At 59.1% G+C, this 24,904-nt stretch carries 22 protein-coding genes and 1 other RNA gene; 14 read left to right on the top strand and 9 right to left on the bottom strand.

What is annotated here, in order from left to right; all coding sequences use genetic code 11:
• The first annotated feature begins 446 nt into the window (after window positions 1-446).
• Genes ccoN through ccoP form a run of 4 tightly spaced genes read left to right on the top strand, consistent with a single transcriptional unit; the run spans window position 447 to window position 3,668 of the window.
• Window positions 447-1,889: a cytochrome-c oxidase, cbb3-type subunit I gene (ccoN, locus tag BMS17_RS05285; RefSeq protein WP_046027013.1), complete on the top strand. Its 1,443-nt coding sequence runs from the start codon at window positions 447-449 to the stop codon at window positions 1,887-1,889.
• A complete protein-coding gene (gene ccoO, locus BMS17_RS05290; protein ID WP_027921709.1) occupies window positions 1,889-2,497 on the top strand; it encodes a cytochrome-c oxidase, cbb3-type subunit II in 609 nt (202 codons plus the stop codon). Before ccoN ends, ccoO begins: the two co-directional genes overlap by 1 nt.
• Before the next feature lie 5 nt (window positions 2,498-2,502).
• Complete coding sequence (locus BMS17_RS05295) at window positions 2,503-2,688, top strand: CcoQ/FixQ family Cbb3-type cytochrome c oxidase assembly chaperone (RefSeq protein WP_003175465.1); 186 nt, start codon at window positions 2,503-2,505, stop codon at window positions 2,686-2,688.
• A complete protein-coding gene (gene ccoP / locus BMS17_RS05300; RefSeq protein ID WP_046027014.1) occupies window positions 2,685-3,668 on the top strand; it encodes a cytochrome-c oxidase, cbb3-type subunit III in 984 nt (327 codons plus the stop codon). Before BMS17_RS05295 ends, ccoP begins: the two co-directional genes overlap by 4 nt.
• An 82-nt stretch (window positions 3,669-3,750) precedes the next feature.
• Here ccoP and BMS17_RS05305 read toward each other — a convergent pair whose 3' ends face one another.
• Window positions 3,751-4,740: a metallophosphoesterase gene (locus BMS17_RS05305; RefSeq protein WP_046027015.1), complete on the bottom strand. Its 990-nt coding sequence runs from the start codon at window positions 4,738-4,740 to the stop codon at window positions 3,751-3,753.
• Window positions 4,741-5,204: 464 nt separating this feature from the next.
• Between BMS17_RS05305 and ccoG the strand changes: the two genes are divergently transcribed.
• From ccoG to BMS17_RS05345, 8 genes are all read left to right on the top strand, one after another.
• Complete coding sequence (gene ccoG / locus BMS17_RS05310; RefSeq protein WP_046027016.1) at window positions 5,205-6,620, top strand: cytochrome c oxidase accessory protein CcoG; 1,416 nt, start codon at window positions 5,205-5,207, stop codon at window positions 6,618-6,620.
• A gap of 11 nt (window positions 6,621-6,631) precedes the next feature.
• The gene (locus BMS17_RS05315; RefSeq protein ID WP_046027017.1) at window positions 6,632-7,171 is read left to right on the top strand and encodes a FixH family protein; all 540 of its coding nucleotides are present in this window, start codon (window positions 6,632-6,634) and stop codon (window positions 7,169-7,171) included.
• Window positions 7,172-7,298: 127 nt separating this feature from the next.
• On the top strand, window positions 7,299-9,749 hold the full coding sequence (locus tag BMS17_RS05320; RefSeq protein ID WP_077430576.1) for a heavy metal translocating P-type ATPase: 2,451 nt from the start codon (window positions 7,299-7,301) through the stop codon (window positions 9,747-9,749).
• Window positions 9,750-9,773: 24 nt separating this feature from the next.
• A complete protein-coding gene (ccoS, locus tag BMS17_RS05325) occupies window positions 9,774-9,992 on the top strand; it encodes a cbb3-type cytochrome oxidase assembly protein CcoS (RefSeq protein ID WP_027921715.1) in 219 nt (72 codons plus the stop codon).
• Window positions 9,985-10,668 (top strand): sulfite exporter TauE/SafE family protein, encoded by a 684-nt coding sequence (locus BMS17_RS05330; protein WP_046027019.1) that lies wholly within the window; start codon window positions 9,985-9,987, stop codon window positions 10,666-10,668. The genes ccoS and BMS17_RS05330 overlap by 8 nt, the downstream gene beginning before the upstream one ends.
• A 253-nt stretch (window positions 10,669-10,921) precedes the next feature.
• On the top strand, window positions 10,922-12,304 hold the full coding sequence (gene hemN, locus BMS17_RS05335; RefSeq protein ID WP_046027149.1) for an oxygen-independent coproporphyrinogen III oxidase: 1,383 nt from the start codon (window positions 10,922-10,924) through the stop codon (window positions 12,302-12,304).
• Between the two features lie 138 nt (window positions 12,305-12,442).
• Window positions 12,443-13,177: a fumarate/nitrate reduction transcriptional regulator Fnr gene (fnr, locus tag BMS17_RS05340; RefSeq protein WP_046027020.1), complete on the top strand. Its 735-nt coding sequence runs from the start codon at window positions 12,443-12,445 to the stop codon at window positions 13,175-13,177.
• Between the two features lie 79 nt (window positions 13,178-13,256).
• Window positions 13,257-13,805: an adenine phosphoribosyltransferase gene (locus BMS17_RS05345; RefSeq protein WP_077432169.1), complete on the top strand. Its 549-nt coding sequence runs from the start codon at window positions 13,257-13,259 to the stop codon at window positions 13,803-13,805.
• Window positions 13,806-13,942: 137 nt separating this feature from the next.
• Here the strand turns inward: BMS17_RS05345 and BMS17_RS05350 are convergent, their stop codons facing one another.
• From BMS17_RS05350 to dnaX, 5 genes are all read right to left on the bottom strand, one after another.
• A complete protein-coding gene (locus BMS17_RS05350) occupies window positions 13,943-15,091 on the bottom strand; it encodes an acyl-CoA dehydrogenase family protein (RefSeq protein ID WP_077430577.1) in 1,149 nt (382 codons plus the stop codon).
• Window positions 15,092-15,274: 183 nt separating this feature from the next.
• Window positions 15,275-15,877 (bottom strand): recombination mediator RecR, encoded by a 603-nt coding sequence (gene recR, locus BMS17_RS05355; protein WP_046027022.1) that lies wholly within the window; start codon window positions 15,875-15,877, stop codon window positions 15,275-15,277.
• Between the two features lie 65 nt (window positions 15,878-15,942).
• Window positions 15,943-16,977 carry an NADP-dependent oxidoreductase gene (locus BMS17_RS05360; protein ID WP_046027023.1) on the bottom strand — a complete coding sequence of 345 codons (1,035 nt, stop codon included), beginning with the start codon at window positions 16,975-16,977 and terminating at the stop codon, window positions 15,943-15,945.
• 261 nt (window positions 16,978-17,238) lie between these two features.
• Window positions 17,239-17,577: a YbaB/EbfC family nucleoid-associated protein gene (locus tag BMS17_RS05365; protein ID WP_027921723.1), complete on the bottom strand. Its 339-nt coding sequence runs from the start codon at window positions 17,575-17,577 to the stop codon at window positions 17,239-17,241.
• A 67-nt stretch (window positions 17,578-17,644) separates the two neighbouring features.
• Window positions 17,645-19,735, bottom strand: a complete 2,091-nt coding sequence (gene dnaX / locus BMS17_RS05370) for a DNA polymerase III subunit gamma/tau (protein WP_077430578.1) — start codon at window positions 19,733-19,735, stop codon at window positions 17,645-17,647.
• Window positions 19,736-19,878: 143 nt separating this feature from the next.
• On the opposite strand from dnaX, the gene BMS17_RS05375 reads away from it, so the two are divergent.
• Complete coding sequence (locus BMS17_RS05375) at window positions 19,879-20,625, top strand: ABC transporter substrate-binding protein (RefSeq protein WP_046027025.1); 747 nt, start codon at window positions 19,879-19,881, stop codon at window positions 20,623-20,625.
• Between the two features lie 123 nt (window positions 20,626-20,748).
• Here the strand turns inward: BMS17_RS05375 and BMS17_RS05380 are convergent, their stop codons facing one another.
• Window positions 20,749-22,446, bottom strand: coding sequence for a bifunctional diguanylate cyclase/phosphodiesterase (locus BMS17_RS05380; protein ID WP_077430579.1), 1,698 nt, complete (start codon window positions 22,444-22,446; stop codon window positions 20,749-20,751).
• A 302-nt stretch (window positions 22,447-22,748) separates the two neighbouring features.
• On the opposite strand from BMS17_RS05380, the gene BMS17_RS05385 reads away from it, so the two are divergent.
• Window positions 22,749-23,063 carry a helix-turn-helix domain-containing protein gene (locus BMS17_RS05385; protein ID WP_046027027.1) on the top strand — a complete coding sequence of 105 codons (315 nt, stop codon included), beginning with the start codon at window positions 22,749-22,751 and terminating at the stop codon, window positions 23,061-23,063.
• A gap of 183 nt (window positions 23,064-23,246) precedes the next feature.
• Here BMS17_RS05385 and ffs read toward each other — a convergent pair.
• An RNA gene (gene ffs, locus BMS17_RS05390) (signal recognition particle sRNA small type) lies at window positions 23,247-23,343 on the bottom strand.
• A 306-nt stretch (window positions 23,344-23,649) separates the two neighbouring features.
• Window positions 23,650-24,816 (bottom strand): putative zinc-binding metallopeptidase, encoded by a 1,167-nt coding sequence (locus BMS17_RS05395; protein ID WP_046027028.1) that lies wholly within the window; start codon window positions 24,814-24,816, stop codon window positions 23,650-23,652.
• Between the last annotated feature and the right edge of the window lie 88 nt (window positions 24,817-24,904).

Genomic DNA, 24,904 nt, shown 5'->3' on the forward strand with positions numbered 1-24,904 from the left:
GGCAGTTCCCTGCCCCTTTGCGACTCATTGTCGCACCCTCCCCCTGCTCTTTCTTTCGGTTCGCCAGATTCGGGTCTAAGCTTGCTCCGTGCGGACTGGCATGAGCCGGTTCCGGGTCGTTTTTAGCCGATGTGTTCGACAATTCTGTCCGATGACAACCCGCAAAGGCTGGTAGATACCGGCTGTCGCGCCAATTGCCATCGGTCACTGGATCGTTGCGTTTCAACACACTCCGTTACATCTGACCTGGCCCCCTCATCATTTTCGTTCGCTGCGACATTTTGCCCACGGGCAATTTTGTCCTTACGCGGCGCATGGAAAGGCCGCAGAATCAGCTTTTGAAAGCATTGACCCAGGTCATGGCGCGTTGCAATGACCCCCTGCTTTCTCCATACTTGCGGCCGATTTTTACTCCTAATAAAACACCCAAACCGTGGAACCTTAGAATGAGCACAGCAATCAGTCCGACTGCTTATAACTATAAGGTAGTCCGCCAGTTCGCCATCATGACGGTGGTCTGGGGGATCCTTGGCATGGGGCTCGGTGTCTTCATCGCCTCACAGCTCGTATGGCCGGAATTGAACTTCGGTCTGCCGTGGACGACTTTTGGACGCCTACGCCCGTTGCACACCAACCTGGTGATTTTCGCCTTCGGTGGTTGTGCACTGTTTGCCACTTCTTATTACGTCGTGCAGCGAACCTGCCAAACGCGACTGATTTCCGACAGCCTCGCAGCCTTCCACTTCTGGGGTTGGCAAGCGGTGATCGTCGGTGCAGGCATCACCTTGCCGTTGGGTTACACCACCACCAAGGAATACGCTGAGCTGGAATGGCCTCTGGCAATTTTGCTGGCCATTGTCTGGATCGTTTACGCACTGGTGTTCTTCGGCACCATCGTCAAGCGCAAGACCAAGCACATCTATGTCGGTAACTGGTTCTACGGCGCGTTCATTGTCGTGACCGCGATGCTGCACATCGTCAACCACATGTCGCTGCCGGTCAGCCTGTTCAAGTCCTACTCGGCCTACTCGGGTGCGACTGACGCGATGATCCAGTGGTGGTACGGCCACAACGCCGTAGGTTTCTTCCTGACCACCGGCTTCCTGGGGATGATGTACTACTTCGTTCCGAAGCAGGCCGAGCGTCCGATCTACTCCTATCGCCTGTCCATCGTGCACTTCTGGGCGCTGATCACCCTGTACATCTGGGCCGGTCCGCACCACCTGCACTACACCGCTCTGCCGGACTGGGCACAATCGCTGGGCATGGCGATGTCGATCATCCTGCTGGCTCCGAGCTGGGGCGGCATGATCAACGGCATGATGACCCTGTCGGGCGCCTGGCATAAGCTGCGCACCGACCCGATCCTGCGTTTCCTGGTCGTGTCGCTGGCGTTCTACGGCATGTCGACCTTCGAAGGTCCGATGATGGCCATCAAGACCGTCAACTCGCTGTCTCACTACACTGACTGGACCATCGGCCACGTACACGCCGGTGCCTTGGGCTGGGTAGCGATGATCTCGATCGGCGCGATCTACCACATGATCCCGAAACTGTTCGGTCGCGCGCAGATGCACAGCACTGGCCTGATCAACACGCACTTCTGGCTCGCGACCATCGGTACCGTTCTGTACATCGCGTCGATGTGGGTCAACGGCATTACCCAGGGTCTGATGTGGCGTGCAATCAACGATGACGGCACCCTCACCTACTCGTTCGTCGAAGCGCTGCAAGCCAGCCACCCTGGTTTCATCGTTCGCGCCTTGGGCGGTGCGTTCTTTGCCAGCGGCATGCTGTTCATGGCCTACAACGTATGGCGCACCGTACGTGCCTCGAACCCGGCTGAAGCTGCAGCCGCCGAACAGATTGCTGTAGTTGGAGCTCACTGATGAAGCATGAAGCAGTCGAGAAGAATATTGGCCTGCTGGCCTTCTTCATGGTTATTGCCGTCAGCATCGGCGGCCTGACCCAGATCGTTCCGCTGTTTTTCCAGGACGTCACCAACAAGCCGGTCGAAGGCATGAAGCCGCGTCCCGCCCTTGAACTGGAAGGCCGCGACATCTACATCGCCAACGGTTGTGTCGGCTGCCACTCGCAGATGATCCGCCCGTTCCGCGCTGAAACCGAACGTTACGGCCACTACTCGGTTGCCGGTGAAAGCGTCTGGGATCACCCGTTCCTGTGGGGTTCCAAGCGTACCGGTCCGGACCTGGCCCGTGTCGGCGGTCGTTACTCCGATGACTGGCAGCGTGCGCACTTGTACAACCCGCGCAACGTCGTGCCTGAGTCGAAAATGCCGGCGTACCCGTTCCTCGTGGAAAACAAGCTCGACGGCAAAGACACCGCCAAGAAAATGGAAGTCTTGCGCACGCTCGGCGTTCCTTACACCGACGAAGACATCGCCGGTGCCAAGGATGCTGTGAAGGGCAAAACCGAAATGGACGCGCTGGTGGCCTATCTGCAAGGCCTGGGCACCATCATCAAAAGCAAACGGTGATTTAGATGGATATCGGGATGATTCGTGGCCTGGGCACCGTTGTTGTGATGGTGGCCTTCATCGGTCTGGCGTTGTGGGTGTTCAGCCCCAAGCGCAAGTCGGAGTTTGAAGACGCGACCTTGCTGCCTTTCGCGGATGATCCCGAAGCCATCAAGCACGTCGAGCAAGCTTCTAGGAGTAACAAAGAATGACTACGTTCTGGAGTCTGTACGTCACAGTCCTCAGTCTCGGCACCATCTTCGCCCTGACCTGGCTGCTGCTGTCCACCCGCAAGGGTCAGCGCACCGAGCAGACGGATGAAACGGTTGGCCACTCCTTCGACGGGATCGAGGAGTACGACAACCCACTGCCAAAATGGTGGTTCATGCTGTTCGTGGGCACCATCATTTTTGCCCTGGGTTACCTGGTGCTCTACCCGGGCCTGGGCAACTGGAAAGGCTTGCTGCCGGGTTACAACTACCTGGATAACGAGAAGCAGACCGCGTTCGCCAACGGCCAGGCCGGCTGGACCGGCGTTCACGAATGGGAAAAGGAAATGGCCAAGTCGGACGCCAAGTTCGGCCCGATTTTCGCCAAGTTCGCGTCCATGCCTATCGAAGAAGTCGCCAAAGACCCGCAAGCCTTGAAGATGGGTGGCCGCCTGTTCGCCTCCAACTGCTCGGTTTGCCACGGTTCCGACGCCAAAGGCGCTTATGGCTTCCCTAACCTGACCGACGCCGACTGGCGCTGGGGCGGCGAGCCGGAAACCATCAAGACCACCATCATGGGCGGCCGTCACGCGGTCATGCCGGCGTGGGCTGACGTGATCGGCGAGCAAGGCGTTTCCGACGTCGCGGCGTTTGTCCTGACCAACCTCGATGGCCGCAAACTGCCGGAAGGCACCAAGGCTGACCCGGTTGCCGGTCAAAAGCTGTTCGCTGCCAACTGCGTGGCCTGCCACGGTCCGGAAGGCAAAGGTACGCCAGCGATGGGCGCACCCAACCTGACCCACCCGGCCGCGTTCATCTACGGTTCGAGCTTCGCTCAATTGCAGCAGACCATCCGTTACGGCCGTCAGGGCCAGATGCCTGCGCAAGAGCAACTGCAAGGCAACGACAAGGTTCACTTGTTGGCTGCTTATGTCTACAGCCTCTCTCACGGTGAGAAGGCTCCGGCGGCAGACGCTCAGTAAGGCAAACGCCTGATGCAACAAAAAACGGCCCCGCCAATGAGAATTGGCGGGGCCGTTTTCGTTGAAGATAATCAGTGAAGGTTTACTTGACTGGAATCGTTTTCACGAAGGTGCGGCTCGGCCAGTGGTTCCCTTTGACAAGGTCAACGGTCACGGATTTGCGGTCCTTCGAAAAGTTGGCAATCAAGTACGTCTGCTGTGAAGCTGCGCCGCTCAGGAACAAGGGCACATCGCCCAAAAAGTATCCACCGTGAAATCCCCCGGCGTCCTCGTGTATATGACCTGCGAAGACAGCGGTGACCTTGTAATCCGCGACGATCCTGCGGAATCTGGCGACCTGTTCCGTGCTGCCTTTCCAGTAACTTGGTTTATGCATGTTAAGAATGATGATCTGACCTTTGGAGCGTGCTTCTTTCAAATCCTGCTCCAGCCAATCCAGCGAGTCCGTTATCTCGAAAGTAGTCGGGTTCAGAGGGTGGTAAATTCGGTCCGTGTACGTCGGTTCGTTATTCAATTGAACAAAATGTACATCCCCGACATCTCTGGACCAAGCGAGGCTTCCGGAATACAACCTGTTAAAGAAAGGACCACTGATCTTCAAATCAAAACTCCCAACTTTGTCGCGATGGTGCGCCTCAAAATCGGTAATACTGCCCGCAGCACAACTATTGGAAAAACAATCAAGACCTTCATAATCATGATTACCCAATCCGTATACAAAATCGCTACCGAAATACTTCTTCTGCACCGAGCGGATATAGGAACGCTGCCAGCCATGACCATACGCCGTGATATCACCGTTGATCATGACGGGAACTTCCAACCATGGACGGCTCTTCCTGAAATGAGCAATGTCGGAGTACTGACTTTCGATCAGCGTTCTGGATCGGGCCTGTTGTTCAGAATCTGACTCTTCTACACCCGCGTCCGTTTTGTCAGTCCAGGGGTATTGCGGATCAGATGTAAATATCGCGAACTCAGGATTTTTCGTGCTCGGCACATACGCAGCATTACTGACTAGCGAGATCATCGCGAGACTGACAATCAAACAACTTTTAACTAACAACATCATTGAATTCCATTTCCATTAAACTAAACAAGAACGGCGACTCTTCGCCGAAAACAAACTTATGTCAAAAGACCGAAGATTAAAATACGTAACAGCCATCTAATTAATGAATAGTATTTCAGAAACCGCAAGCACCAAAATTATTAAAGCTGGGTGTTTTTATATAAAACAGCAAAACCGGTGCCGAACATACAGAAGCGAAAGGTCTGTCCGGTCGCCCACCTACCAGAAATCAGCAGATCGATGAACCTCATCGCCAAAAATTCGTCCATACTTCTGAAGTCAATTGATCTGAATCATGTTTTGTTACATTCGCTACACCATTCATGATTTTCCACCAACGCGACTAAAGGTCGCACCCTTGAGCTAGAGCTTCAGGCGTATCATTGGGCCACTGCAACAGCCCTTTTTGACCGCGGTCGGCATGTACTGACCGGGGCATTTTTCCACTGCCGTGGGATGCAACGATGAGCAATCAGATTCCGGTACACGACGTTACTCCACCCAACAAGAACGCGAACAACAGCGTCGACCTCTACGCCTCTCGGGAAAAAATCTACACCCGCGCCTTCACCGGTTTGTTCCGCAACCTGCGAATGATGGGCGGCGCCTTTTTGTTTTTGTTGTATTTCGGCACGGTGTGGCTGAACTGGGGCGGCCATCAAGCCGTCTGGTGGAACCTGCCGGAGCGTAAATTCTTTATTTTTGGTGCGACCTTCTGGCCTCAGGATTTCATCCTGCTGTCGGGCATTTTGATCATCAGTGCCTTCGGCCTGTTCTTCATCACCGTCTACGCCGGCCGGGTCTGGTGCGGCTATACCTGCCCGCAAAGTGTCTGGACATGGATTTACATGTGGTGCGAAAAGGTCACCGAAGGTGACCGCAACCAGCGCATCAAACTCGACAAGGCGCCCATGAGCGCCAACAAGCTCCTGCGCAAATTCAGCAAGCATTCGATGTGGTTGTTGATCGGGTTTGTCACCGGCCTGACCTTCGTCGGTTACTTCTCGCCCATCCGCGAACTGGTTTTCGACTTTTTCACCGGCGAAGCCGATGGCTGGTCGTACTTCTGGGTCGGCTTCTTCACCCTTGCCACTTACGGCAATGCCGGTTGGCTGCGCGAACAGGTGTGCATTTACATGTGCCCCTACGCTCGTTTCCAGAGCGTGATGTTCGACAAAGACACCCTGATCGTCTCCTACGATCCGCGTCGTGGTGAGTCCCGCGGGCCTCGCAAGAAAGGCATCGACTACAAGGCGCAAGGCCTTGGCGATTGCATCGATTGCACCATGTGCGTCCAGGTCTGCCCGACCGGCATCGACATCAGAGACGGCCTGCAAATCGAGTGCATCGGGTGCGCGGCCTGTATCGACGCCTGCGACGCGATTATGGACAAAATGGACTACCCGCGCGGCCTGATCAGCTACACCACCGAGCACAACCTGTCCGGGCAAAAAACCCATAAACTGCGTCCGCGCCTGATCGGCTATGCCGTGGTGCTGCTGGCGATGATCTCGTTGTTGATCACCGCGTTCTTCATGCGTTCGCTGGTCGGTTTCGACGTCAGCAAAGACCGCGTGCTGTACCGCGAGAACGCCGAAGGCCGGATCGAAAACGTCTACAGCCTGAAAATCATGAACAAAGACCAGCGCGACCATACCTACGTGCTGGAAGCCACTGGTTTGCCGGACCTCAGGCTGCAAGGCAAGCGCGAGATCAAAGTCGCCGCCGGGGAAATTTTCAGCCAGCCGGTGGAACTGTCCAGCGCACCAGAACAACTGCCATCGAGCACCAACGAGGTGAAATTCATCCTCAAGGATGCCGATGACAACAGCGTTCATGTTGAAGCCAAGAGCCGATTCATCGGCCCACAAATTCGTTGAGAGAAGTGATCATGCCCGCAGCAACTGCCGCAAGTCCTTGGTACAAGCACCTTTGGCCGTGGATCATCATCGGGATTCTGGCCTGTTCGGTGACCCTGACCTTGTCCATGGTGACTATCGCGGTGAACAACCCGGACAACCTGGTGAACGACAACTACTACGAGGCTGGCAAAGGCATCAACCGCTCGCTTGACCGTGAACTGCTGGCCCAGACCCTGCAACTTCACGCCAGCGTTCATCTGGACGGCGTGACCGGCGAAGTCGACCTGCACTTGAACGGCAACAGCCAACCGAAAACCCTGGAACTGAACCTGATCTCGCCGACGCAGCCGGAGAAGGATCGCAAGATCACGCTCGCGCGTAGCGAAACAGAGCAGGGCCGCTACATTGGCCAAGTGAACGACAAGGTCGATGGCCGTCGCTTTGTGGAACTGCTAGGGGTTGAGGGTGACAAAACCTGGCGCCTGTTCGAAGAAGAACAGGTCAGCCACGACAAAGACCTGCTGCTGGGCGATGAGCCGCTGCAAGGCGCGGAAGACCTGAAGAAGTAAGACCCTGCGCTTCGCGCATCGCGGGCAAGCCCGCTCCCACAGTGGATCGCGGTCTCCTGTGGGAGCGAGCTTGCTCCGGGCGGCGTTCCGACGATGAAGCCCTCCCGAACGATATAGACTCCACTTCATGACCAGTCCAACCCCCTGCTACCACTGCGCCCTGCCCGTCCCGGCCGGCAGCCGCTTTACCGCTGCGGTCCTGGGTGAAACCCGTGAGTTCTGCTGCCCGGGTTGCCAGGCCGTGGCCGAGGCCATTGTGGCCGGTGGGCTGGAAAGCTATTACCAGCATCGCAGCGAGTCATCGGCCAACCCCGAAGCCTTGCCGGTGCAGTTGGTGGATGAACTGGCGCTGTACGACCGCGCCGACGTGCAAGCGCCGTTCGTGCGCCACGACGGCGAACTCGCCGAGACCACGTTGTTGATGGAAGGCATCAGTTGCGCCGCGTGCGGATGGTTGATCGAGAAACACCTGCGCAGCTTGCCGGCCGTGGCCGAAGCACGCTTGAACCTGTCCAACCATCGCTTGCACGTACGCTGGGCTGACGCACAATTACCGTTGAGCCAGATGCTCAGCGAATTGCGCCACATCGGTTATGCCGCCCATCCGTATCAAGCCGACCGCGCCAGCGAACAATTGGCCAGTGAAAATCGCCTGGCCTTGCGTCAGCTCGGTGTCGCGGGGCTGCTGTGGTTCCAGGCAATGATGGCAACCATGGCCACCTGGCCGGAATTCAACATCGACCTAAGTCCCGAACTGCACACCATCCTGCGCTGGGTCGCGCTATTTCTGACCACCCCCATTGTGTTTTACAGCTGCGGGCCGTTTTTCAAAGGCGCCATGCGCGACCTGCGCACCCGCCACCTGACCATGGACGTTTCGGTGTCATTGGCGATTGGCAGCGCCTACCTCGCCGGAATCTGGACCTCGATCACCGGCGTCGGCGAGCTGTATTTCGATGCCGTGGGAATGTTTGCACTGTTCCTGCTCGCCGGCCGCTATCTGGAGCGCCGAGCCAGAGAGCGCACCGCCGCCGCCACCGCACAACTGGTCAATCTGCTGCCCGCTTCCTGCCTGCGCCTGGGCGCGGATGGCCAGAGCGAGCGTATCCTGCTCAGCGAATTGCGCGTGGGCGATCAGGTGCTGGTGCACCCTGGCGCGATTCTGCCAGCTGACGGCAAAATCCTCGACGGCCATTCGAGCATCGATGAATCGCTGCTGACCGGCGAATACCTGCCGCAACCGCGCACGCCGGGCGATGCAGTGACCGCCGGCACACTGAACGTTGAAGGCGCGTTGACGGTGAAAGTTTTGGCACTGGGCCACGACACGCGCCTCTCCGCCATTGTCCGTCTGCTGGACCGGGCGCAGGCCGAAAAACCGCGCCTGGCGGAAATCGCCGACCGCGCCGCCCAGTGTTTTTTGCTGCTGTCGCTGATTGCCGCCGCCGCCATTGGCCTGTTGTGGTGGGAGCTCGATTCATCCCGGGCCTTCTGGATTGTGCTGGCGATGCTCGTCGCCACCTGCCCCTGCGCCTTGTCGCTGGCAACCCCGACGGCACTGACCGCGGCCACCGGCACGTTGCACAAACTCGGCCTGCTGCTAACCCGCGGCCATGTTCTGGAAGGCCTGAACCAGATCGACACGGTGATCTTCGACAAGACCGGGACCCTGACTGAAGGGCGCCTCGCTTTACGTTCAATCCGCCCGCTGGGCGTGCTCGACAGCGACCAGTGCCTGAGCCTCGCCGCTGCACTGGAAAACCGCTCCGAACACCCGATCGCCCGTGCGTTCGGCCGTGCGCCACTGGCCGCCGAAGAAGTCCACAGTACGCCGGGGCTGGGTCTTGAAGGCATGGTCGGCGTACAACGATTGCGCATTGGCCAACCAGGTTTTGTCTGCGAACTCAGTGGTGCAGCCGTGCCATCGATGCCCGATGAAGCGGGTCAATGGCTGCTGCTCGGCGACAGTCAGGGCCCCCTGGCATGGTTTGTCCTCGACGACCGTCTGCGCGCCGATGCCCCAGCGTTGCTGCAAGCCTGCAAGGCGCGTGGCTGGCGCACCTTGTTGCTGTCCGGCGACAGCTCGCCGATGGTCGCCAGCGTCGCCGCCGAACTGGGCATCGACGAGGCCCGAGGCGGTTTGCGTCCGGACGATAAATTGCAGGTCTTGCAACAATTGCACAAGGAAGGCCGCAAGGTGTTGATGCTCGGTGACGGGGTCAACGACGTGCCGGTGCTGGCCGCTGCCGACATCAGCGTGGCGATGGGCTCGGCCACCGATCTGGCGAAAACCAGCGCCGATGCCGTGTTGTTGTCCAACCGCCTCGACGCGCTGGTGCAAGCCTTCAGCCTGGCCCGGCGGACACGTCGGGTGATCATCGAGAATCTGTTGTGGGCCGGGTTGTACAATGGCCTCATGTTGCCGTTCGCCGCCCTTGGCTGGATTACTCCGGTTTGGGCCGCCGTCGGCATGTCGATCAGTTCGCTGACCGTGGTGCTGAACGCCCTGCGCCTGACTCGCCTGCCGAGTGCGCCTGCTGCCCACACCACGCCAGAAACCCGCCCGCTGCCGGCCTGAGCCGCGCGGGCATGGAGTCCACCCATGCCAGCTCTTTACGTGATGATCCCGGCCGCGCTACTGATCGTGGCCATCGCCGTGTACATCTTCTTCTGGGCAGTCGACAGCGGTCAGTACGACGACCTCGACGGACCAGCCCACAGCATTCTGTTTGACGACCAGGATCCGGCACACAAGGCGGCGGTCGACGAAGCCAGCGGCCATCCGGCCAAACCCGACGACAAGGCGCCGCCTCATGCTTGAATTGGCGCCCCTGCTGGTGTCTGCGGTGATTCTCGGATTGCTCGGGGGCGGCCATTGCCTGGGGATGTGCGGCGGCTTGATGGGCGCGCTCACCCTGGCGATTCCCAAGGAGCAACGTAGCCGGCGCTTTCGACTGCTGCTGGCCTACAACCTGGGACGAATTCTCAGCTATGCAACGGCCGGGTTGCTGATCGGCCTGGCAGGCTGGGCCGTGGCGAACAGTCCGGCGGCGATGTTTATGCGGGTAATTGCCGGCTTGCTGCTGATTGCCATGGGCTTGTACCTGGCGGGTTGGTGGAGCGGCCTGACCCGCATCGAAAGCCTGGGTCGCGGCCTGTGGCGGCATATCCAGCCGATTGCCAACAAATTGTTGCCGGTGTCGAGCCTGCCCCGCGCCTTGCTGCTGGGCGCGCTCTGGGGCTGGCTGCCGTGCGGGTTGGTTTACAGCACATTGCTGTGGTCGGCGAGCCAGGGCAATGCGCTGGACAGTGCGTTGTTGATGCTCGCGTTCGGCCTGGGCACCTGGCCGGTGCTGCTGGCCACGGGCCTGGCGGCTGAGCGGGTGACGGCGCTGTTACGCAAACGCAGCGTGCGCATGGCTGGCGGGTTACTGGTGATCCTGTTCGGCATCTGGACCTTGCCGGGGCCACATCAACATTGGCTCATGGGCCACTAGTTCGCAGTCCTGTAGCAGCTGCCGAGCCCGCGAGGCTGCGTTCGGCGGCGAAGCCGTCGTGAAATCAGGCAGCGCGGTCTTTCAGGAGGATCTGGGGCTCAGGGTTTGCGACGGCTTCGCCGCCGAACGCAGCCTCGCGGGCTCGGCAGCTGCTACAAGCCCATGCTCACCGTTGATGCAAATCAAGATGCCCCATCGCCGCACCCCCTAGACTCGCTGCCACTGCCAGCCTATCCGGGGGAATGCCCGCATGATGCTCGACGCCATTCGTTGGGACACCGATTTGATCCGCCGCTATGACCTGGCGGGACCGCGCTACACTTCCTATCCGACCGCTGTGCAATTCAATGGTCAGGTCGGCACGTTCGACCTGCTCCATGCGCTGCGCGACAGCCGCAAAACCCTGCGTCCACTGTCGCTGTACGTGCACGTGCCGTTCTGCGCGAACATTTGCTACTACTGCGCCTGCAACAAAGTCATCACCAAGGACCGCGGCCGAGCCCGACTCTACCTGCAGCGCCTTGAGCAGGAAATCCAGCTGATCGCCTGCCACCTCGACCCGACACAGAAAGTCGAACAACTGCACTTTGGCGGTGGCACCCCGACCTTTCTCAGCCACGATGAACTGCGCCAACTGATGGCGCAGTTGCGTAAAAGCTTCAACTTGCTGGACGACGATTCCGGCGACTATGGCATCGAGATCGACCCTCGCGAAGCCGACTGGTCGACTATGGGCCTGCTTCGCGAGCTGGGTTTCAACCGGGTCAGCATTGGCCTGCAAGACCTCGACCCGGCCGTGCAACGGGCCGTCAATCGCCTGCAAAGCCTGGAAGAAACCCGCGCGGTAATCGACGCAGCCCGGACTCTGCAATTTCGTTCGATCAACATCGATCTCATCTACGGCCTGCCAAGACAGACACCGGAAAACTTTGCTCGCACGGTCGATGAGGTTATCAATCTGCAACCGGATCGGCTCTCGGTGTTCAACTACGCACACCTGCCGGAACGCTTCATGGCGCAACGGCGCATCGACATTGACGAATTGCCGACACCGGCACAGAAACTGGAAACGCTGCAGCGCACCATCGAACAACTGACCGCGGCCGGTTACCGCTACATCGGCATGGACCATTTCGCCCTGCCCGACGACGAACTGGCGATTGCCCAGGAAGAATCGACTCTGCAGCGCAACTTTCAGGGCTATACCACCCACGGTCATTGCGATTTGATCGGCCTTGGGGTGTCAGCCATCAGCCAGATCGGTGATCTGTACTGCCAGAACACCAGCGACCTGGCGCAATACCAGAACACCCTGGCCACGGCTCAATTGGCCACTAGCCGCGGCCTGGTGTGTAACGCCGATGACCGGTTGCGGCGGGCGGTGATACAGCAGCTGATCTGTAATCTCAGCCTGGAGTTCGTCGACATCGAACACGACTTCAACATCGACTTTCGCGGCTACTTCGGCCAATTGTGGCCGCAACTGCAGACCATGGCCGATGATGGCTTGATCACGCTCGACAACGAACGAATCAGCGTGTTGCCGGCCGGTCGCTTGTTGGTCCGCTCGGTGTGCATGGTGTTTGATGCGTATCTGCAACACCTCAGCCACCAGCGGTTTTCCCGGGTGATCTGACTTCTTTGCCAGGGAGGCAGCGTTCAGCATTGACTCAAGGCCAGGTTGAGATGCGACAAAGTGGCACACTCTGGCCTGAATGCCCTTCCGTGGGTTACCCTTACGTCTTATGTGTGTTTTCCCACAAGGATTGAAGAAATGTCTGAGCCAGTCAAATTGCGCGCTCATAACCAGGTCCATTGCAAGGACTGCAGTCTTGCCCCCCTGTGTTTGCCGCTTTCGCTGAATCTGGACGACATGGATGCGCTGGACGAAATCGTCAAACGTGGCCGCCCGCTGAAAAAAGGCGAGTTCCTGTTTCGCCAGGGCGACGCCTTCGATTGCGTCTACGCGGTACGTTCCGGCGCCCTCAAGACCTTCAGCCTGAGCGACGGCGGTGAAGAGCAGCTCACCGGTTTCCACCTGCCGAGTGAACTGGTCGGCCTGTCCGGCATGGATACCGAAACGCACCCTGTTTCCGCGCAAGCGCTGGAAACCACCTCGGTCTGCGAAATTCCTTTCGAGCGCCTCGACGAACTGGCACTGCAACTGCCGCAATTGCGCCGCCAGTTGATGCGCGTCATGAGCCGCGAGATTCGCGACGATCAACAAATGATGCTGCTGCTGTCGAAAAAAACCGCCGATGAGCGCATTGCCACTTTCCTGGTCAACCTGTCGGCACGTTTTCGCGCCCGCGGCTTTTCGGCCAACCAGTTCCGTTTGAGCATGTCACGCAACGAAATCGGCAATTACCTTGGGCTGGCGGTCGAAACCGTGTCCCGGGTCTTTACCCGCTTCCAGCAGAACGAATTGATCGCCGCCGAAGGCAAGGAAATCCGTATTCTCGACCCGATCCAGCTCTGCGCGTTGGCCGGCGGCACCGTCGAAGGTTGATTGTAACCATTGCGGCTGAGCGAAACGGTTCAGCCGCCGTTATACTGCGACGTTTGCAGCCTGCCAGGACACCTCGATGATGGTCTTCGACTCCTTCGACATCAAATCCCTGATCCGCCCCGTGATCGACTTCCCCAAGCCGGGCGTGATCTTTCGTGACATCACCCCGTTGTTCCAGTCGCCGACGGCCCTGCGCCTGGTGATGGACAGTTTTGCTCATCGCTACGTCGAGGCCGATTTCACCCACATCGGTGCGATGGACGCGCGTGGATTCCTGATCGGCTCGGTGCTGGCGTATCAGTTGAACAAGCCACTGGTACTGTTCCGCAAGCAAGGCAAGCTGCCGGCCGATGTGCTGGCCGAAGGTTATGCGACCGAATACGGCGAAGCGTTCCTCGAAGTCCATGCCTACAGTCTGTGCGAGGGCGATTCGGTGGTGATGTTCGATGACCTGATCGCCACCGGTGGCACGTTGATTGCGGCAGCAAACCTGATTCGGCGCATGGGTGCGCGGGTGCATGAAGCGGCAGCGATCATTGATTTGCCGGAGCTTGGCGGATCGCAGCGACTGGAAGACATGGGCATTCCTACGTTCTGCCTGACGCAGTTTGCGTTGAGCGATAAGTAAACGGTGCCTGTACCGACGCCATCGCGAGCAAGCTCGGCTCCCACAGTGATCTATGTCGTATACACGATTTGTGTCCGGCGACATTCTCCTGTGGGAGCCGAGCTTGCTCGCGATGACGCCAGCCACTACACCGCCGATTAAAGCCCCATCTGCTTACTGATGATCTCGTTCATCACTTCCCGCGTCCCGCCACCAATCGACAGAATCCGGTTATCGCGGTACAGCCGTTCCACCAGGCTTTCACGCATATAGCCCAAACCACCCAGGATCTGCACCGCATCGTTGACGATCCGGTCAGCCGTGTCGGTGGCAAAATTCTTGGCCATTGAAATTTCCTTGATCACACTCTGCCCCGCCGCCATTTTCGCCGCCTGGCGATAGGTAAATTCCCGGGACACTTCCAGCGCTGTCGCCATCTCGGCGAGGCGGTGTTTGATGACCTGGAACTTGCCGACAGGCCTACCGAAGGCTTCGCGCTGGCGGGCCCACTTCAGGCTCTCCTCCAGCGCAAGCTGCGCGGTCATGTTGGCCATCAACGCCAGCGCCAGTCGCTCACTTTGAAAGTTACCCATGATGCAGGCGAATCCCATGTTTTCGACGCCGATCAGATTACCCACGGGCACACGACAATCGTCAAAGAACAATTCGGCGGTGTCCGACGCCCACCAGCCCATTTTCTTCAATTGACGACCGACAGAGAAACCGGGCGTGCCCTTCTCGATCAGCAACAGGCTGATACCGCCAAAACCCGGCTCGCCGGTGCGCACCGCGACGGTGTAGAAATCGGCGCGAATGCCGCTGGTGATAAAGGTCTTGCTGCCGCTGACCCGGTAAAACTCGCCGTCACGCACGGCGCGGGTTTGCAGGTTGGCGACGTCGGAACCGCCGCTGGGCTCGGTGACGGCCAGGGCACTGATCTTCTCGCCGGCCAGCACTTGCGGCACCACGCGATCACGGACTTCAGGCCTGGCCCACTTGAGGATCGGTGGCAAGCCGATGTCCAGCGAACCGAGACCGGCTACAAGCCCGCCGGAGCCACAGCGCATCAGTTCTTCGCTGGCCGCGACCTTGGCAAACAGATCACCTTCATGACTGCCGCCGAGTGCCTCGGGGTAGCCAATGCCCAGAATCCCGGCAGCACCGGCCTTGAGGTAGAGCTCACGGGGAAAGCTTTCAGCTTCCTCCCACAGATCAATGTCCGGGAGAATCTCACGCTCGACGAAACGTCTGACGCTGTCTCGGACCAATTGGTGGCAGGGATCGAAGTATTCCTGAAAGGCAGGCATCGGCGAACTCCACTGAAGGTTCAGCGAAGTTAACCGAGCGCTTGCTTGGTTTTCAACAGGAATGTGTGGAACAGGGTGACCGAGGTAAGCCTTTCGCGAGCAGGCTCACTCCTACAGGGGCTCTGTGAATGCCACAAATCCCGTGTGGGAGCGGGCTTGCCCGCGAAGAGGCCCGTTCAGGCACTAGAGGGCTATCGGCTTACGCCCGGCAAACGAATGCGCCAACGTCCCGCCATCCACCAGCTCCAGCTCGCCACCCAATGGCACACCGTGGGCGATACGCGAGGCAATCAGGCCTTTATTACTGAGCAACTGCGCAATGTAGTGCGCCGTCGCCTCGCCTTCTACCGTCGGGTTGGTGGCGAGGATGACTTCAGCAAAGGTACCGGCCTCTTCAATCCGCGCCATCAACTGCGGAATACCAATCGCCTCAGGCCCGAGGCCATCAAGCGGCGACAAATGCCCCTTGAGCACGAAGTAGCGGCCGCGGAAGCCCGTCTGCTCCACCGCATAGACGTCCATCGGCCCTTCCACCACGCACAACAAGGTGTCGTCGCGACGGGTATCCGCGCACTGCGGGCACAGGTCATCTTCAGTCAGCGTGCGGCACAGGCGGCAATGGCCCACCCCTTCCATGGCCTGGCTCAAGGCCAACGCCAGTCGCGAACCACCGCTGCGATCGCGTTCAAGCAGTTGCAGCGCCATACGCTGGGCGGTTTTCTGACCCACGCCCGGCAAAATTCGCAGGGCGTCGATCAGTTGGCGAATCAAAGGGCTGAAGCTCATGGGGAAACGTCCGACAAAACAACGAGACGCGGTTTATACCCGCGCCTCTCATTAGCGTCAAATACTCAGTCTTGCGCGACCCGCACCACCAGTTTGCCGAAGTTGCGCCCTTCCAGCAGACCGATGAACGCTTCGGGTGCCTGCTCCAGCCCGTCGACCACGTCCTCGCGGAATTTAACCTTGCCGTCGCGCACCCATGGCGCCATGGCACTGATGAATTCCGGCTGGCGGTCACCGTAGTCGTCGAACACGATGAAGCCCTGAATACGCACGCGTTTGGTCAATAGCGTGCGCTGCAACAGCGGCAGGCGATCCGGGCCTTTCGGCGCCTCGGAGGCGTTGTAACCGGCAATCAGGCCGCACAGTGGAATGCGGGCCTTGGCATTGAGTAACGGCACTACCGCGTCGAACACATGACCGCCTACGTTCTCGTAATAGATGTCGATGCCATTGGGACAGGCTTTGGCCAGTAGCTCGGCGAAATCAGCCGCCTTGTGATCGATGCAGGCATCGAAGCCCAACTCCTCGACCACGTAACGGCACTTCTCTGCACCACCGGCCACACCCACTACGCGCAGGCCCTTGATTTTCGCCACCTGCCCGACCACCGAGCCCACCGCGCCGGATGCCGCCGCGACCACCAGGGTTTCGCCGGACTTCGGCTGACCGATGTCCATCAAGCCCATATAAGCCGTCATGCCCGGCATTCCCAGTACACCGAGGGCCATCGACGGACTCGGCAATCCGGACGGCACCGGGATGATGTTGCGACCGTCACTGATGCTGTGGCTTTGCCAGCCGGTAGCGCCTACCACGATATCCCCTTCCTGGAATTTTGGATTCAACGAGCGCTCGACCCGGCTGACAGCCCCACCGGTCATGACCTCGTCGATTTCTACCGGTGCTGCGTAGGACGGCGCGTCACTCATGCGCCCGCGCATGTAAGGGTCCAACGACAAGTAGAGGGTTTTGAGCAATAACTGGCCGTCAGTGAGGTCCGGCAACGCCTCCCTTTCCAGGCGGAAATTCTCTGGCGTCGGCGCGCCGACCGGGCGGGACGCCAGGACGATACGTTGGTTGAGGGTCAATGCTTGAGGCATGTGAGCGTCTCCTTTGATCGAGAATTGGGCGGTATAGGGAAGCAGACCTTTGTGGCAGCATCGGGTTCGAAGTTTCCTCAGCTTTACAGAGGTGACTTCATCGCGGGCAAGCCATGCTCCCACAGGATTCAGGTGATCCCTGTGGGAGCGGGCTTGCCCGCGAAGGCTGCCTCAAGACGTCACACTTCAACAGCAAGAAACAAAAATGCCAGGCGCGATGCCTGGCATTTTTTTGTAGCTCATCCGACGCGCTTTAGCGAATCAGAATGGCAGCTTCATGCCCGGCGGCAATTGCATGCCAGCGGTCATGCCGGACATTTTGTCCTGGCTGTTGGCTTCGATCTTGCGCACAGCGTCGTTGACGGCGGCGGCAACGACCGCTTCCAGCATTTCCTTGTCGTCTTCGCTCAGGCCTTCGACCAGGCTTGGGTCGATGGTCACGCTCTTGACGTCATGACGACCGGTCATGACCACGGTGACCATATCGCCGCCGGCTTTACCGATGACTTCAGCATTGGCCAATTCTTCCTGCATCTTGGCCATTTTTTCCTGCATCTGCTGCGCCTGCTTCATCAGGCCGGCCATGCCACCTTTCATCATGGGAATCACCTCGAAAGTACTTGGATTAAAACAGCGCCCGGCCCATGTGACCGAACGCCTTCAGTTATTAGCCCTGACTGACCAGAGCGTCGACAGGTTCAATAGTATCGTTACGGATCACCGCACCGAACTGCTGCATCATTTGCTGGATGAACGGATCACCGTGGATCGACTCTTCGGCTTCGCGCTGACGGTTGGCACGGCGCCTGGACGCGGCCTGGGCCGGGGTTTCCTGTTCCGGCTTGATCAGTTCCATGGTCAGGGTCAGTGTGCGCCCGTGAAACTGGTTCAGTGCATCGTTGAGACGACGCTGCTGGGTCGCGTTGAACAAGGCGCTGTGGGCCGGGTCCAGGTGCATCAGCCAGTGATCGCCCTCGACGGATATCAGTGTGCAGTTGGCGGCGATGCTGCCCGTCATGCCGGAGATCGGCAGTTTCGGGAACAGCTCCAGCCATTGCAGCGCCAGGCCCGTGGCCGGCATTGCAGCGGGTTCCGGCTCCGGTTCCGGCGCGGGTTCGGCGGTATGTTCGCTCGCCAGCTCATCGAGATAACTGTAGGCCGAATCCATGTCCGGCTCGATGTAATCCTCGTCCAGCGGCGGCTCGTCGTCCAGGTCCATGCCCGGCGTGGCGGCATCGACTTGGGCCACGGAAGGTTCCGGGATGGGCGCAGCGGCCCATTCCTGCGCATCCGGCACCACGCTGTCCGGCGTCGGCAGCGGCATCGGTGGCAAATCCGGCTGCTCGCCAGCAGTTTCCAGAACTGGCTCAACAGCAGGTTGCTGGACAACTTCAGGCTCGACCGGATCATTCCACGGCAGGTCGACGACGGCTTCGACCGCCACCGGCGCAACGACTGGCTCGGGCACCACAACGGGTGCAACCGGCTCAGGCTCGGGTGCTGGAGCGGGCGCAACAACGGCCGCGACTGGCGCAGGCGAAGGCATAACAGGTGCTACTGCCGCAGCGACTACCGGCGCAACAACCGGCGCGGCAGCCACTGAATTTGCGGAATCAACTGTGGCCTGGCTGATCCCCACTGGCTTTAGCGGTTGCCTCGGGGCGTCGGCGGTGTCTGCCGGGCGGAAGGCAAGCATCCGCAGCAGGACCATTTCAAAGCCACCACGCGGGTCGGGGGCCAGCGGCAAATCGCGGCGACCGATCAGGCCCATCTGATAATAAAACTGCACGTCTTCGGCCGGCAATGCCTGGGCCAGCGCCAGCACCCGGTCACGGTCGCCGTGACCATTGTCGACGCCTTCAGGCAAGGCCTGGGCGATGGCGACACGGTGCAGCACGTTGAGAATTTCCGAGAGCACGCCGTTCCAGTCCGGGCCTTGTTCAGCCAAATGACGGACACCTTCGAGCAACGCCTTGGCGTCACCTTCGATCAACGCATGCAAAACGTCGTAGACCTGGCCGTGATCCAGCGTGCCGAGCATCGCCCGCACGTCGGCGGCCATGACCTTGCCTTCACCAAAAGCGATGGCCTGGTCGGTGAGGCTCATGGCATCGCGCATCGAGCCATCGGCGGCACGGCCCAGCAACCACAGTGCATCATCTTCGAACGGCACGTTCTCGACACCCAGCACGTGGGTCAAATGCTCGACCACACGTTCCGGCGTCATGTTCTTCAGGGAGAATTGCAGGCACCGCGACAGAATGGTTGCAGGAAGTTTCTGCGGATCGGTCGTCGCCAGGATGAACTTGACGTAGGGTGGCGGCTCTTCAAGGGTTTTCAACAACGCATTGAAGGAATGGCTGGAGAGCATGTGCACTTCGTCGATCAGGTAGACCTTGAAGCGCCCGCGGCTTGGGGCGTATTGCACGTTGTCGAGCAGTTCGCGGGTGTCCTCGACCTTGGTCCGGCTCGCGGCGTCGATCTCGATCAGGTCGACAAAGCGCCCCTCATCGATTTCGCGGCACACCGAGCACTCGCCACACGGTGTCGACGTGATACCTGTTTCACAGTTCAGGCATTTGGCGATGATGCGTGCGATGGTGGTCTTGCCGACCCCCCGCGTACCGGTAAACAAGTAGGCGTGGTGCAGCCGCTGGCTGTCCAAGGCATTGATCAGAGCCTTGAGCACATGGGTCTGGCCGACCATTTCGCGGAACGAGCGCGGACGCCATTTACGTGCAAGAACCTGATAACTCATCGAAAACCGTCGCAACTAAGGAACAGAAGCGGCTAATGCTAGCGGAGCAAGGCCAAAATTGCATCCGGTGTGCTCGTCTAATCTGGCTAAGCTGCGCGTTTGGGGCTTTAATCGGCTCGGGTTTCAGTTGTACTGGAGCGTTTATGCGTTGTGCCTTGGGGGCATTGCTGTGGATAAGTCTGAACGTCGCCGCCGCCGAGACGCCGCTGCGTTTTGTCATCCCCGACAGTTGGGCCATGCCAATGGTGCAACTGGATCACGGCCGCCCGACCCAGGGCATCCTGTATGACGTGATGCTCAGCCTCGCCACCCAGGTCGGAGTACCCGCCGAGTTTCATGTAATGCCTCGGGCACGTGTACAAGGCGCCATGGAGCATGGCGACGTTGATATCCGCTGCTACGCCGCGCAGTCCTGGCTTCCGAATCAGTCCGGCGACTACATCTGGAGCATTCCGCTGTGGTTTCAACGCGACGTGCTGACCAGCCAGCAAGACCCTCCTGCCTCCGTGCTGCCTGCCAATTTGTCACGCCAACCCATCGGCACAGTGCTGGGCTATACCTATCCGACGCTGCAACCATTGTTTGATGCCGATCGCCTGCACCGCGAAGACGCGCGCAATCAGGAACAAGTGCTGGAAAAACTCAACGCCGGGCGCTATCGCTATGCCGTGAGCAATCAATGGACACTGGATTGGTTCAATCAGCGCCTGCTGCCCGAGCGGCAGCTCAAAGCAGTGGCCGTGGTGCAGGAACAGCGGGTCGGTTGCTACATACGCAATGACCCCAAGGTGCCGGTGCAACGAATTCTGCGCACCTTGTTGCGAATGAAAATGTCGGGGGAAATCGATGACTACATTCGTCTGTATATTGGCACCCCCGCAAGCCTGTAGCAGCTGGCGAAGCCTGCGTCCGACTGCGCAGTAGTCGTAAATCCTGTATCCACGGTACATCTGGAAAACTGCGTCGCCTGATTTTACGACTGCTGCGCAGTCGGACGCAGGCTTCGCCAGCTGCTACAGGGACGTCACCAGCCGCCATTGCGCCGGTGCGACAAACGCCGCCACCCAGCCAGGCACCTCTTCAGGTGGCATGGGTCTCGCGATGAAATAACCCTGGGCAATCTCGCAGCCCATTTGCAACAGCAATTCACCGTGCTCAACGCTTTCCACCCCCTCGGCGATCACTCGTCGGCCAAACGCCCGGGCCAGCCCGATCACGGCAGTGGTCAGCGCCAGATCATCGCAGTCATCAAGCATGTCGCGAATGAACGACTTGTCGATCTTGATCGTTTGCGTGCGCAAACGCTTGATGTAGCTCAGCGACGAATAACCGGTGCCAAAGTCGCCCAGTGAAAACTGCACCCCCAGCGCCTGACAGGCCTGCAAACATGCCGTGACATGATGAATGTTCTCAATGGCGACTGACTCGACGACTTCCAGGTCAAGCATCTGCGGGGGAACGTGGGCATGCCTTGCCAGCACCTGTTTGAGCCGCTCAACAAAATCCGCTCGCTGAAAATGCCGTGCCGCGACATTGACGCTGATCGGCCAGCTCTGCCCCATCTGCTGCCAGCGATGCAGCTGCAACAGGACCTGATCCATCACCCATTCGCCGATGTCGATGATCAGGTCCGTCTCTTCTACCGGCGGCAGGAAATCCCTGGCCCGCAGCATGCCGTTTTGTGGATGGTCCCAACGCAACAGCGCCTCGAAACCGACCACCTCGCCCAACCGCATGTTGACCTTGGGCTGGAAATGCAGGCGCAACTCACCGGCCGTCAGCGCCTGACGCATGCGCTGGACAGTCTGGTGAGTTGCCTTGATCTCACGATCCCGGGACACATCAAACAGATGAAAACGGTTGCGTCCACGCTGCTTCGCCACGTACATGGCCTGATCGGCATGACGCAACAGGGTTTCGGCGTTTTCGTTATCGAGGGGAAACAGCGTGACACCAATGCTGGCGAACACATGGATGTCCTTGCCGTGCAGCGAGTACGGCGCCGAAACCGCCCCCAGCACCCGGTTCAACGCCGCACGCAATTGCGGTAGATCGCGAATATGACGCAGCACCAGCACAAACTCGTCGCCGGCCAATCGCGCCACCACATCCTCGCCGCGCACGATGTCGCGCAAACGCCGGGCCACCTCGACCAGCAACACATCGCCGCTGGCATGACCGTAGCCATCGTTGACCGCCTTAAAACCGTCGAGATCAAGCATGCACACCGCCAACGGGATGTCTTCCTGTCGGGACATCGCCAGTGCCTGATCCAAAAGGTCCGAGAGATACGCTCGATTGGGCAATCCGGTCAGCGCGTCATGCCCTACCCGCCATTGCAAGACGTGCAGCAACTCGCGCTTTTCACTGATGTCGAACCGAATCGACAGGTATCGATCGACCCGTCCGGTGGCATCGTCGAGCACCGGCACCATGGTGCTGTCGACCCAGTAAAGGCTGCCGTCCTTGGCGCGATTGCAGATTTCCCCCTTCCACACACCGCCCAACGCAATGGTGCGCCACATGGCAGAAAAGAAATCGGTGGGATGTTGGCCGGAATTGAGGAGACGATGATTCTGGCCGATCAGCTCTTCACGGCTATAGCCAGACACGTCACAGAATTGGTCATTGACGTAGGTGATCCGTCCTTCCAGATCCGTCTCGGAAAAAATGGCGGCGGCATCCACGGCCCTTCGGTATTTATCATCCATGAATCAGGCTCGTTGTCGCTGGCGGAGGGGTGGCGCAAACACGTTTCATCCCGAGACCCGTAGGCGATGGTTCCCGCAGAACCGCAGATCAATCAGGCGAAAAACCTCGTGCAAGTCTGACGAGGGAGCGCAATGCTGACAGCTTCACATCGCCCAATCTCCGGAATGGCGTCACCCAATGCCGCTCAAGGGTGGCAATTCTACGAAACGCATCACATTTTGCAAGACAAGGTGATGAAACATGCCGTTGTCTAATGTAAAAATCTATCGTTAAGTTCTTGATTCTAAATTGGAATTGAGCAATGCAAATTTCAAGTTTGGGTCCAGCCATCCGACGCTACCGCAAGGTCGCGGGGCTTACTCAGGCTGAACTCGGTGAAAAGACCGGCTTTGACCCCAAAACCATCAGCCGCTTTGAAACGGGCACCTATACCCCCAGCGTGGAAGCGTTGTTCCTGCTTGCCGACGTGCTGGGTGTGAAGCTGGCCGCTTTTTTCGCAGACCTGGGCGATGAAGATGAGCAGCGGGCGTATCTGTTCGGTGTCATACACAAAGCCACCCCGAAGGAACTGGGAAAGCTGATTGCAGCGGTTGACCAGGCCTTGTCCAAGCCTTAGTGCATAAATGACAAAAGGAGGCCGACTTGTCTGATGCGACAGGTCGGCCTCCTTTTTTATTGTGCGCTCCGAAAATCGGAAACGACGAAACACCGCCCTGGACGTGATCCATGGCAGAGAAGACAAATAAGTATTTTCAAACCGATAACGCGAGAGAGGGCTCGCGTGGCGTTAAGGTGGTAACCCCACCAGCCACACCCCGGCACACAATGTTCCCGCTGTGGCTGCTGCCTTCCGGCTCTGACCAGGTTCACGGGTAATCGTTGCGGGGGGACCGATGGGGTCACCATAACGACGCTCACCTGACGGCGAGCCGCGCCATTGTACCTATCTGAGACGAAGTTACAACCGTTGGTGCGGATTAAAAAATATGAGCCGCTTCAAGGACATGCAATGCCTCTGAAACACCGCTGTCTGTAGCAGCTGCCGAGCCCGCGAGGCTGCGTCCGGCTGCGAAGCAGACGTAAAATCAGAGGACGCGGTTTTTCAGATAAACCACGATCACCCAACAGGCGACTGCTTCGCAGCCGGACGCAGCCTCGCGGGTTCGACAGCTGCTACAAGCGGACGTCCAATTGAGCGATCGTCACAGCTCCTGCATCACCTCATCCGCCCTGCCGCCCTCTTGCTGGATCACCAAGTGAATAAAATGCAGCTTGACGATCACCGCCGGCGGCAACACGAACGGATAGAAATCCGGCTGCCCCATGCTGCGCGAAAGCTCATTGAGCATGCCGGCCAGTTCGATCCATGCATTGACGAACGACAGGAACGCCCCACCGCCGGGATGCTGTGGATCGTAGAGTGTGCTTAGGGGAAATGGCTGGTAATCAAGATCCATTTCCCGCGCACTCATGCCGAATCCCAGAGCGGTGTCCACCGCATCCATCATGTGCAGGTAGTGCGCCCAGGTTTCCGCCCAGTCTTCCCAAGGGTGCATGGTCGCGTAAGCACTGACGCACTGTTGCTGCCAACCCTGCGGCGCACCTTGCTGGTAATGCCGCTCCAGCGCCGCTGCGTAACTGGCGCGCTCGTCCCCGAACAGCCCGCGAAAGGGTTCCAGCCAATGGCTGTTGGCGATCAGCCGATCCCAGTAGTAATGCCCGACTTCGTGGCGAAAATGCCCGAGCAACGTGCGATACGGCTCGTGCATTTGCACACGGACCTGCTCACGGTGGGCGTCATCGGCTTCTTTGATGTCGAGGGTGATCAGGCCATTGGCGTGACCCGTGGTCGGCAGCTTGCCTTCGAGGTCGATACCGACGAAATCAAACGCCAGACCGCTTTGCTCGTCGACCGTTTTGGGAGTTACCTGCAAACCCAAGTCGAGCAACTGCGCGACCAGGCGCCTCTTGGCCGTTTCCACCTTGCGCCAGCGTTCGTGATTTTCGGTAATCGACAGGTCCGGGATGGTGTGATTCAGGCTGCAAGCAATGCATAGCGCATCGTGGTCGTTGGCCGGGAGCAGCCAATTACATGCGGCAGCGGAGTCGAGATTGGCGCAGCGGCGAAACACACCGGCTTGCGGATCGGCGTCGACCAGCCAGGTATCCGCCTGTAAACCCGGTTGCAGCGACGACAGACGCCCCTGCTCGGGCTGATAACCGAGCGCCGCCGAACAGGCCAGGCACTGACTGTTGCGAAAGAACAGCGATTGCCCGCATCGACACTGCCAGACCTTGCTGTTGCGCGCGCTTTCGCCCATGAAAGGCGCGGCGATGCGCGAGCTGAGCTGTTCAAAGAAGCGGTACATGGCGATCTCTCCCTGGGGCTTGCCAAGACTAGATCATTGTCGCGCGAAGATCGTTCCCACGTTCTGCGTGGGAATGTCGCCCCGGACG

The sequence above is a fragment of the Pseudomonas sp. C9 genome (assembly GCF_002000165.1).
Classification (GTDB): domain Bacteria; phylum Pseudomonadota; class Gammaproteobacteria; order Pseudomonadales; family Pseudomonadaceae; genus Aquipseudomonas.